This window comes from Myxococcales bacterium (assembly GCA_012513515.1).
GTDB lineage: Bacteria > UBA10199 > UBA10199 > 2-02-FULL-44-16 > JAAZCA01 > JAAZCA01.
Map to the genome: position 1 here is coordinate 1 of JAAZCA010000037.1, position 10420 is coordinate 10420.

Consider the following 10420-nt stretch of genomic DNA (forward strand, 5'->3'; position numbering starts at 1 on the left):
CTCCGTAGATTCCTACCAGGACGATGAAGGGGAGGGGAACTATCCAGGCGGCGTCGCGTAGCGAGCTGAATACCTTTCGAAGCTCGAATTTTTGTCGTGTCGTTTTTTGTTTGATGCTTACATATGTGCTAAATAGCGACAACAGAAGCACCAGGATTATTCCCGGCACGATTCCGGCGAGAAAAAGAGCATCTACGTTCACTTGGGAAATTATTGCAAAAAGTATCAGCGGGAGGCTGGGCGGAAAAAGAAGTCCCAAACTCCCTCCTGTAGTGAGCAGACCCAGGGAAAATTTTTCCGAATATTTTTCGCTGATGAGGATTGGGTAGAGTAGGCCTCCCAGCGCGATTATAGTCACTCCCGATGCTCCAGTGAACGCCGTAAAAAAAGCACAGGCCACAAAGGATACGACGGCAAGCCCGCCAGGGATCCATCCGAAAAGGGCTCTGTAGAGGTTTACCATTCGCTCTGGAGACTTTGATTCTGCAAGAAGATAGCCCGCGAAGGTAAACAGCGGAATCGCTATCAACATCGGCGCCGAAGCGAGACGATACATGTCTATTATTACTGCTTGGGGATCTATTCCTACGGCGGTGAATAGGACGATAGCCAGGCCCCCTATTATTATGAACAGAGGAGCGCCGCATATGGCGCACAGAGCCAGTGCCAATATGTAGAGGGTGCTCATTCGCGCCCCCTGCCTGCGACGTGCTTGTCGCCGTATTTTCTGATCCTGTAGATGTCGAGCCCTATGCCTATGGCGTATTCGATCGCTATTATAAAGAATCCGAATGGTATCACGGCCTGTGCTATCCAGGTTGGAATGCCGATGAAGAGTTCAGAGCCTGCTGTCTTTTCTGATATAACAAAAGCGAATGAGGCATTTGTGAGTATTACAGAGACAGCGCAGGAAAGCATGTCGAGCACTATTCTCAAAACGTTTCTGGAGGTGTGTGGCAAAAGTCTTGTGAGAGCATCTATCGATATGTGATGCCTGCTGCGAGTGGCTAGCATTGCGCCGAGAAATGCGATCCATAGCACCATGTGCCTGGATGCGATATCGGCCCAAGATATTCCGCTGTGAAATATGTTTCGCAAGATGACCTGAAGAACGACGAAGGCCACCATGGAGAGCAATATCATGATAAGGAGCGCCCGCACTATCTTTGCGAACGACCTGTCTATGAATATGAAAAAATTCAAGAGATGCTGCAAAATGCCTCCGAAAAGGGGTTATTTGCTCGATGAACGGTGGCTTTCCACAGCCGATATCGCTTCGTTTAACAATTCTCTGCTGTATAGCTTGCCGACGAGTGAATCCCAGACTTTTCTGCATGTGGATGTGATTCTTTCCCGTTCATCATCCTGGACTTTCACCTGCGTGAGGCCGGACTCGAGGAGGGTCTGGTATGATTTTTCATTTTCCGATCTCGTCCTTTCGACCAACTGCTTGGAATATTTCTCTGCGGTCTCCTTGAGGATTTCCTGATCCTTGGGCGATATCATCTGCATTGCCTTCTTGGTTATCAGGATGCCGCCGGTCGAATCGGAGAGCTTAAGGTCGGTTATGTACTTGGTTTGAGTGAACCACTGCAGTGCGATGGCCCCAAGAGGAGGCGTATATACCGCATCGATGAGATGTGTCTGGAGCGATGTTCTCACGTCCGTGAGTGGGAGCGGAATAGGAACTATTTTAAATTCCCTGTACATCGCTTCGACGAGAGGATCTCCCTCCCAGGCCCACATCTTCTTTCCATCCATATCGGAAGGAGAGGCGATCGGACTGTTGGAAAATATGTACACAAATCCGGTTTCAGCCCATCCGAGGAGTACAAAACCTTTTTTATCGAATCCCAATTTCAATCTCGGCTGAAGCGCTTTGGCCAGGGCGTCCGCTTCAGCGTAATTCGATACCAGCGTTGGGAGTTCCAGAACACGGACCTCCGGATTTATTATCCCAAGGCCAAGGCCGGTGAATCCGGCAGCATGAACCTGGCCTATGTTCATCTTTCGTATGACGTCCTTTTCATCACCGAGAACTCCGCCAGCATATATTTTTATTGAAACTCTTCCGGATGTTTTCTGCGAGAGCTCTTCGTTCCATGCGGCCATGACTTTGTGCCAAGTAGTTCCTTCCGGGGCCAGAATGGCGATTTTGATTTCAAGGGCGTCAGCGGAAGTTCCAAAAAACAAAACGGCCGCCATCAGGACAAGAAAGGCTGTTTTCTTCATCAGAATACCTCCTCTTTCATTTCCAGAAGTCTTTTGGCGCGAATTTTGGCTAAGGCGTTGGAGAGCTGCTGTCCATCCTGCGGTTTTACATCGGAAAATATGACGTCATTTAGTGTATCTTCAAAGAGTTTTTTATCTTGAATCCGCCTTGCGTAGTACGTCGCGTACATGACTTTTGTCATCAGGTTTGACGGGGAGATCTCCATTGCGCGGATGAACTCGGATTTTGCCAGTTCGGGCTCCCCTCCAAGCATTTCGGGCCTCGATGCGGCTATCGTGCCGAGTATCGCGTGTGCGGAGCCGAAATAGAAATTTTCATTCAGCTCTATAACTCTCCTGACCATCGCCTCAATTCTTGGCAGATCGACGATGGCAGAGGGGTCATCGATGTTCAAATTAAGCCAATTTGCCCAATTGAATGAGGTCCAAAAAAGGGCATCGACGTCATTTTTCCCCATTTTTTTAACTTCCTTTTCAAAAAGGGAAACATGCGATTTAAAAGCTTTTTTCATCGATTTGTTCTTGATCAGAGCTGCTATTCCGTATTCCTTTCCACGCCTGTAGAATAACTCCGCATCGGAGAGGAGCGACTTTTTTTCGGGGCTTCCGTTTTTTGCGGAGAGCATGTCGTTTTCGATGAAGCCGAATGCGTATTGACCATATGCCTTCGAAAGCAGCGTCAGGGCGGTGGAATTTTTCTTGTTTCCGTACCGAAGAACCTCGAGCGTTTTTATGAGGGCTGGAGAGGCGCTGCGCGCGAATTCCACACTGGTTTCGGATTCCATCGATATCATACCGGAGCTTCCGATGTCGGCGACGACGCCCGTGGCGATATGTTTCGGGCTGCAGGCAGAAATAGATATCAGCGCGATTAGTGTTGAAAGAAGAAAAATGGTTTTGCCGCGTATCTTCATAATATAAGTCCGGTCTCCTAGCAGTTCCAAAATCTTAAATCAATATCGGTTACACGATGCTTTGACGCAATGCATATACTTGAAACGATGGGATTATAGCCATTTCAACTCTTCGGATCTTTCCTCCTCTTGCGAGGGAGGGCCGACGTAAAACTCAATGGCGTCGATCAACTCTTTTATTTCTATAACCGTGTTCTGGCATGGGCCGTCAGGGCGCTTGTTTGGGATTCCTATGAGAGAAATTTTTCTACCCACGTCTCGTATCCCGCTTACGAGGTCGCGTTCGCATGCGACGCCGATGACCGCTGTCGGTCTAGACTCCTTTATCTTCCTGCGAGCGAGTTCCCCTCCCGAAACGACGTGAATTTCAATGGGATATCTTTCCTTTAGAGAAGTGATCTCCTTGATCTGCTCCTTGGTGAGGCACCTAGGAAGGAGAATTAAAAGTTTTTCATCCGATTCATGCCTTTTCGTAGCGCGAGACATCTCATTGTATGATTTCACAAATGAGTTTCCGAGCCTGTCTTTGGAGATCCCTAAAAATTTGGAAATTTTGAACGATCCTTCAAATACTATGTCGAACAGGTATTTCAGAGGGTTTGACAAGAATAGAAAGTTTTTTCCTGTTACGGCAGTCAGAATTATTTGGGTCATCCATACGATTGTCATCAGGATGACGATTGTGACGATTGTCCATGCGACAAGCGGAAGGAAGCTGTGCCAGCTCGCAAGCCTTGGGGATATCATGTAGGTGAATCCGATGATCAAGAGGTCAAGCAGCAGAACCACAAAGCTTCCGATGGCGAGAAAGAGAGATTTCCCCTCGGAGGTATCCTCTCTTTTTTCTCCTTTCCAGCCTTCCCATTCTTCGCCGAGATTTCTAGTCTGAACTTTTCCCTCTTCTATTTTCTTTGCATCCATGACCATTTTGATTTTTGCTTTCCTAAGGGTTCATTAATAAAAAATTTTTTTAGTTAAAAAGATTAGATGCTTGATAAACCAGCTTTTGACGGCGTCGTTACGCGCATTTGCTGTATTGACGAGGATTTTACGCGCCTGTCACTTCTTCGAAGCATTCCTGATTTCCAAGATGCCTCGGTCGGGGAAAACTCTATATCGGCAATTTATATGAGGAAGCAAGGCAAAAGCAAAAAAACAGCTTTTTTAGTTTGACTCCACTATATGTTGTGGTTATTTCTCTTTATACAACACTAGATATTGTGGATAAAGACGGGGAAAATTGTGGATAAGTTTGGTAACGTACGGAATTTATTGAATTCTTTTCTAATAAGTTGTTATCCACAGCCGTTTTCATTAAAACTGCCTTTTCAACGTCCTACAAATAGGATTATGCGACAGTGCTTTTGTCGCCCGAGGTCGGGTCGCTTCGGATTTTCAGGGAGGATAGATGGTTATTAAGGCTGCTGAGAAAATTACCAAACACGCTAAAAAGGGAAAAGTTTTGAAGGTAGCGAAAAGCGGGGTTTCCCTCTCCAGGCGCTTCACAAGAAGTGGTGTAAATCCTCTTGAAGAGTTGAAGTACGACAAGCGCGACAGCCTCATCACGAATCCCGATGGTTCAATTGTCTTCAGAATGGAGGATGTACAGGTCCCTGAAGGGTGGTCCCAGCTTGCTACCGACATCCTCGTTTCAAAATATTTTCGCAAGAGGGGCGTCCCAGTGGGTGGGTGCGAGAAATCCGCGGCTCAGGTCGTTGGCAGAATAACGAGTACTATACGCGATGCGGGAGAGCGTATTGGAAAATATTTCGCTTCAAAAGAGGATGCCGATATTTTCGAGGCCGAGCTCTCGTATATGCTGATAAACCAGGTCGGCGCCTTCAACTCGCCGGTATGGTTCAACTGCGGGCTCTATCACGCCTATGGCATCGAGGGGAGCGGGGGGAACTGGTTTTGGAATCATGAGACGAAGGAGTATGAGCTTACGAAAAATTCCTACGCCAGCCCGCAATGTTCGGCGTGCTTCATACAATCAGTTGAAGACGATCTCATGTCCATCTTCGAGCTGTCAAAAAATGAGGCGAAGCTTTTCAAATTTGGCTCAGGAACCGGGACCAATTTTTCCAGTTTGAGATCGAAATATGAAAAACTTTCAGGTGGCGGCACAAGTTCCGGTCTGATGAGTTTTCTCGAGGTACTGGATCGCGGCGCTGGCGCGACGAAGTCGGGAGGCACGACTAGACGCGCTGCAAAGATGGTCATCCTTGACGCGGACCACCCCGAAATTATCGATTTCATAGAGTGGAAGAAGAAGGAGGAAAAGAAGGTCGCGGCTCTAATCGAGGCGGGATATTCCTCCGATTTCAACGGAGAGGCCTACAAGACCGTATCCGGCCAGAATTCCAACAACTCCGTGCGCGTAACCGACGATTTCATGTATGCCTTTCTCAACGACGACAAATGGCAGACAAAGTTGCGTACCACTGGCGAAATACTCGAGGGATACTCAGCACGCGATCTTATGAGAAAAATATCGGATGCCACGTGGAGTTGCGCCGATCCGGGGCTCCAGTTTGATACCACGATCAACAAGTGGCACACGTGCAAAAATTCGGGGCGCATCAATGCGTCGAACCCCTGCAGCGAGTATATGTTTATCGATGACAGCGCATGCAACCTGGCTTCCATAAATCTTATGAAGTTTTACGATGAAGCTACAGGCACATTCGACGCCGATGGCTTCATGCACGCCTGCAGGATATTCATCATAGCGCAGGACATCCTCGTCGATTTTGCGTCATACCCGACGCTTCCAATTGCGAAGAATAGCCACAAGTTTAGGCCTCTTGGGCTCGGTTACGCCAACCTCGGAACTTTGCTGATGGTAAATGGAATGCCCTACGATTCCGACGAGGGACGAGCCCTTTGCGCCGCTATTACCTCAATAATGACCGGCACTGCGTATCTGACTTCCGCCGAACTCGCATCGCAGATAGGTGCTTTTGAAGAATACGCCAAGAATCGCGAGTCGATGCTGGAAGTGATAAGGATGCACAGGGACTACTCATACGAAATTCCTTCCGACAACCTGACCTCTTCCGTTGCAAAGCATGCAAGGGAAATTTGGGACAGAGCCTTGGCGGAAGGTGAGCGCTTCGGTTACAGAAATGCCCAGGTAACCGTGCTCGCTCCCACAGGCACCATCGGCCTTCTGATGGATTGCGATACCACAGGAATAGAGCCTGACTTCTCGCTGGTGAAGTTCAAAAAGCTGGCTGGCGGCGGATATTTCAAAATCGTCAACAGCTCTGTTGCGATGGTGCTTAGAAAGCTCGGCTACACGCAGGGACAGATCAACGATATCATTGCCTACGTCATGGGGAGCAATTCCCTCAACGCGGCGCCGCACATAAATGAGCATAGTTTGCGAGACAAGGGATTTTCAGACGAGGATATCGCCAGAATAAACAAAACGCTTCCGGGAGTTTTCGATATTACGTTTGCGTTCAATTCCCATGTTCTAGGTAAGGAATCGATGGCTCGCTTCGGCATTACTGAAGATCAGTACACGGCGCCGGGGTTCAACCTCCTGAAGGCTATAGGTTACTCTGATGAGCAGATAGATGAAGCCAGCAAGCACATATGCGGTCACATGACAATAGAGGGCGCGCCTCATGTGAAGGATCATCACCTTCCGGTTTTTGACTGCGCGAGCAAGTGCGGCAAAGATGGAAAGAGATATCTCGCTCCGATGGCGCACATCAGAATGATGGCTGCCGCACAAAAATTTATATCCGGAGCGATATCGAAGACGATAAATCTTCCTAATGAATGCACGGTTGAAGAGATAGAGAAGCTCTATCTCGAGTCCTGGAGAAAGGGCCTAAAGGCAGTTGCTCTGTATCGCGACGGGTCGAAGCATGCGCAGCCTTTAAACACTGTCAAAGATAGGGAGAAGAAAGAAGCTGCGGTCGTCGAAAGCGTGGATGGGATGGCGTCAGCCCAGGAGTTTCCGAAGCCCAGGCGCCGCCGTCTTCCGAAGAAAAGGAGAGGGTTCACTCAAGAGGCTCGCATCGGCGGACAAAAAGTTTACCTGAGGACGGGCGAATACGAAGACGGAACGCTCGGCGAGCTCTTCGTCGATATGCACAAGGAGGGGGCCGCTTTCAGGAGCATGATGAACTGTTTTGCTATAGCTATCTCCCTCGGGCTTCAGTACGGTGTTCCGCTCGAGGAGTACGTCGATTGTTTTACATTTACGAGATTTGAGCCGCAGGGCGTCGTCGATCATCCGAATATAAAGATGGCCACCTCGGTAATCGATTACGCATTTCGTCTCCTTGGGATGGAATATCTTGGACGCACTGACTTCGTACAGGTAAAGCCTACAAGGGATGAGGATGTAAAAAGGGAGATCGAAAGCAGCACGGCGATCGAGATGACGAAAGAGCAGGAGCAAAAGTCCAAGGCATCCAAAAAGGATGACGATAGCGGATTGTCCAAAATCGCCAAGGTTGTCACAGCCAAAGCCGCAGCGGCGCAGGATGGTTTGCAGGTGGCGGCATCGACCAGCAGCGTCGTCGTTAATCTTTCCACGAGGCAAGGTGTGTCCAAAAACGCGGCTTCCAGCGCCAATGCGCAGCTCTCCGGCATCATGCGCGATGCTCCCTTCTGCGACCAGTGCGGTCACGTAACTGTAAGGAATGGGGCTTGCTACAAGTGTCTCAATTGTGGAAATTCGATGGGCTGTTCCTGAGTTCGATTTTTGGAGATAAGATGAAGAAAGAAAAAATTTTAACCGGCCCGAGGGTTTATCTGGTCGGCAGGCAGAGCGTAGATGACGAGATGATGAAGGCCTTTCTCGATGACGAGGGATTGGTTTTTCAGACCGACACCGAAGTGCCTGCGGAAATCTTGGCGGAATCGGCCGGCCGCACTTGTTACATGTCGTTCGGCAGGGGAAGGAAGTCCAATCAGGAATATCTCGACAGGATAATTTCCAGCCATCACGGCTCCGTTCTCGAGCATTGTGTCTGGAATTTTTTGGTGACAGGGATCAGCCGATCTCTCACTCATGAACTCATAAGGCACAGAGCAGGGTGGGGATATTCGCAGCTAAGCCAGCGCTATGTCGATGAGGGAGATGCCCAGTTCGTCGTTCCTCCTTTTTATCGTGAAAATCCGGAACTCTATAACAAATGGCTCGGAGCGATAGAAAATGCTCACAGGGCATATATAGAGCTTGTAGAGGCAGCGGAGCCTTATGTCGAACAGCTATATCCTGATATGCCAAAGACAGACAGGCGCAAGATAGTGAGACAGTCGGCGAGATCCGTTCTTCCTAATTCCTGCGAGACGAAAATTTTCATCACCGCAAATGGCAGAGCGCTTCGCCATTTCTTCGAGATGCGCGGCTCTGTTCATGCCGATGCCGAAATTCGCGAGCTGGCCATCACTATGTGTCGCATTATGAAGGAAGAATCCCCCAATCTGATGAGAGACATCGATATCGTTCTGGAGGATGGAGTAGAAGTTGTGAAAGTCGTGCATTCTAAAGTGTGACAAATCATCACAGGCGAGTTGTTGAGGTTGCCGGATCCCGTTCCAACAATAACTTCGACCATGGACAATTGACCATCGACCAAAACCAACGGTCGCAGTTGGTCAATGGTCTATAGTCCATTGTCAATCGTCATTCGGGGGTGATGACCTTTCAGCGCACGATCATTATCTTTGGAATTTTTACGTCTTGCAAGTTGCCGCATTTTTTGACCTGAACCAGAATTTTTCAGTTTTCAATGCGAAGAGATAGCTAAACAGGGCGGTGAATATGCCGGCAACGGCGTCAGCTATGTAATGCTGCTTAACCAGTACGACCGAAACAGCAACAATAATTGCCATCGCAAGCATTACCCACCTCATTACCCTGTGATTTCTCCACGATACCAGAGTTATGAAGACAGGATATGTCACATGCAGAGAAGGAAAACAGTTGTATGGGAGATCGATGGCAAAAATAGCCGATGTTATCGCTCCATAGATTCCTGTGAGTGATTCCACCGGTGGACGCATCGTCATCTTCACCGGCATAAAAAGGAAGAATGCGTAGCATATCGTCGTTGCCGTGAAGAAGGTTATGACGGCGCGGCGCCAGTCCTCGATATCGTCTATGATTGCGTATGCCAGAAAGACGCCTCCGTATACGCATGCGTAGCCGAGTATGAAGACCGGGACGAATGGGATGGAATTTTCAAAGGACATCCCGAAGTCATAAAAACGGCTTCCCATCGATGCGATCCAATTGGTAGCCATATAGCCGATTCCGAAATATGCCAGCATTATGGCGAACCAAAATCTTTTTTCTCTGAGCTCCACGCGCGTCATTTCTTAAGCCCCCTTTCGAGGGGTGGATACTATGCAAAAGGAGCATGCCGATCAACAATGAATTGACTTGCATATAAAGTGCGCAGAATGGTACGACCCCTGCCGATAATTAGATATCATCTTCAGGAGGATATATGGATAGAAACGCGGTTGAAAAAGTTTTGGATGACAAGGTTCGCCCGAAGCTTGCGATGGACGGCGGCGGCGTCGAGCTCGTAGATGTGAGGGATGACAATACCGTAGTTGTAAAGCTTGTCGGCGCGTGCGGATGCTGCCCGTTTTCACAGATGACCTTGAAGGCCGGGGTCGAGGCGGAACTCAAAGCCGCATTTCCGGAACTGAAGGCCGTAGTTACGGGTTAATCTATATATGGGCACATCTAAAAACTATAAGATGAGCCGCCGCGACCGGAAAATTCACGTGTCTGGAGCGAGCCTTATCCGCGAAGATACGTGAATTTTCCGAGGCAGGCGGCTAACGCAGATAGTTTTTAGATGTGCCCATAAATCAATATCTGATTAGGCGTGTTTAAAAACAGGCTAACAATCTTACATTCACTTCTGTTTTGGTAGGGTTCCCCTGAAGGAGACATTGGCGCGTCTACGAGACCGATCGTATCCGGAAGTTAAAAATCAGATCGCTTTCTTGATTTGGAGGCCGACAGAGGAGGATATCCAAATCAGATGAAAGCGACTGATTTATGACGACGGATAGGGAGGCGAAGTGCGCCCAGTCGACGAAGGGGAAACCTGTCAAAATAGGAAGTAAATGTCAGATCCTATCACAACCGATTCTTATAATTTGAACTAGTCACGATTTAATCTGACAGAGGGTGGTTGAAAAAAGAAACCGCCATGGCACCTTCCCGGGGAGTCTCTAAACACCCCAAAAGGGGAAGGAGGAAACCATGACGGTCGGAGAAAAGCTTA

General features: G+C 48.6%; 9 protein-coding genes. 3 read left to right on the forward strand and 6 right to left on the reverse strand.

Annotated features, from left to right (window positions below):
- The 5 genes from GX659_07865 to GX659_07885 form a co-directional block, all read right to left on the reverse strand.
- Positions 1-688 (reverse strand): TRAP transporter large permease subunit (locus tag GX659_07865; GenBank protein ID NLD28693.1); only part of this gene is annotated, 688 nt, incomplete at its 3' end.
- Positions 685-1215, reverse strand: coding sequence for a TRAP transporter small permease (locus GX659_07870; GenBank protein ID NLD28694.1), 531 nt, complete (start codon positions 1213-1215; stop codon positions 685-687). The genes GX659_07865 and GX659_07870, both read right to left, overlap by 4 nt.
- Before the next feature lie 18 nt (positions 1216-1233).
- A complete protein-coding gene (gene dctP, locus GX659_07875; protein NLD28695.1) occupies positions 1234-2232 on the reverse strand; it encodes a TRAP transporter substrate-binding protein DctP in 999 nt (332 codons plus the stop codon).
- Positions 2232-3146 (reverse strand): hypothetical protein, encoded by a 915-nt coding sequence (locus GX659_07880; protein NLD28696.1) that lies wholly within the window; start codon positions 3144-3146, stop codon positions 2232-2234. The genes dctP and GX659_07880 overlap by 1 nt, the downstream gene beginning before the upstream one ends.
- Positions 3147-3239: 93 nt before the next feature.
- Positions 3240-4067, reverse strand: coding sequence for a DUF116 domain-containing protein (locus tag GX659_07885; GenBank protein NLD28697.1), 828 nt, complete (start codon positions 4065-4067; stop codon positions 3240-3242).
- Positions 4068-4554: 487 nt separating this feature from the next.
- Here GX659_07885 and GX659_07890 point away from each other — a divergent pair, with 487 nt between their 5' ends.
- Together GX659_07890 and thyX are read left to right on the forward strand one after the other, a co-directional pair.
- Positions 4555-7863: a vitamin B12-dependent ribonucleotide reductase gene (locus GX659_07890; protein ID NLD28698.1), complete on the forward strand. Its 3309-nt coding sequence runs from the start codon at positions 4555-4557 to the stop codon at positions 7861-7863.
- Positions 7864-7883: 20 nt separating this feature from the next.
- Positions 7884-8669, forward strand: a complete 786-nt coding sequence (gene thyX, locus GX659_07895; GenBank protein NLD28699.1) for an FAD-dependent thymidylate synthase — start codon at positions 7884-7886, stop codon at positions 8667-8669.
- Positions 8670-8849: 180 nt separating this feature from the next.
- Here thyX and GX659_07900 read toward each other — a convergent pair whose 3' ends face one another.
- The gene (locus GX659_07900) at positions 8850-9491 is read right to left on the reverse strand and encodes a hypothetical protein (GenBank protein NLD28700.1); all 642 of its coding nucleotides are present in this window, start codon (positions 9489-9491) and stop codon (positions 8850-8852) included.
- A gap of 134 nt (positions 9492-9625) precedes the next feature.
- Here GX659_07900 and GX659_07905 point away from each other — a divergent pair, with 134 nt between their 5' ends.
- A complete protein-coding gene (locus GX659_07905) occupies positions 9626-9853 on the forward strand; it encodes a NifU family protein (protein ID NLD28701.1) in 228 nt (75 codons plus the stop codon).
- Positions 9854-10420 lie beyond the last annotated feature (567 nt).

Coding starts and splice junctions, on each gene's coding strand:
- thyX (NLD28699.1), top strand. CDS start 7,884: ATGAAGAAAGAAAAAATTTTAACCGGCCCGAGGGTTTATCTGGTCGGC.
- GX659_07900 (NLD28700.1), bottom strand. CDS start 9,491: ATGACGCGCGTGGAGCTCAGAGAAAAAAGATTTTGGTTCGCCATAATG.
- GX659_07885 (NLD28697.1), bottom strand. CDS start 4,067: ATGGATGCAAAGAAAATAGAAGAGGGAAAAGTTCAGACTAGAAATCTC.
- GX659_07890 (NLD28698.1), top strand. CDS start 4,555: ATGGTTATTAAGGCTGCTGAGAAAATTACCAAACACGCTAAAAAGGGA.
- dctP (NLD28695.1), bottom strand. CDS start 2,232: ATGAAGAAAACAGCCTTTCTTGTCCTGATGGCGGCCGTTTTGTTTTTT.
- GX659_07880 (NLD28696.1), bottom strand. CDS start 3,146: ATGAAGATACGCGGCAAAACCATTTTTCTTCTTTCAACACTAATCGCG.
- GX659_07905 (NLD28701.1), top strand. CDS start 9,626: ATGGATAGAAACGCGGTTGAAAAAGTTTTGGATGACAAGGTTCGCCCG.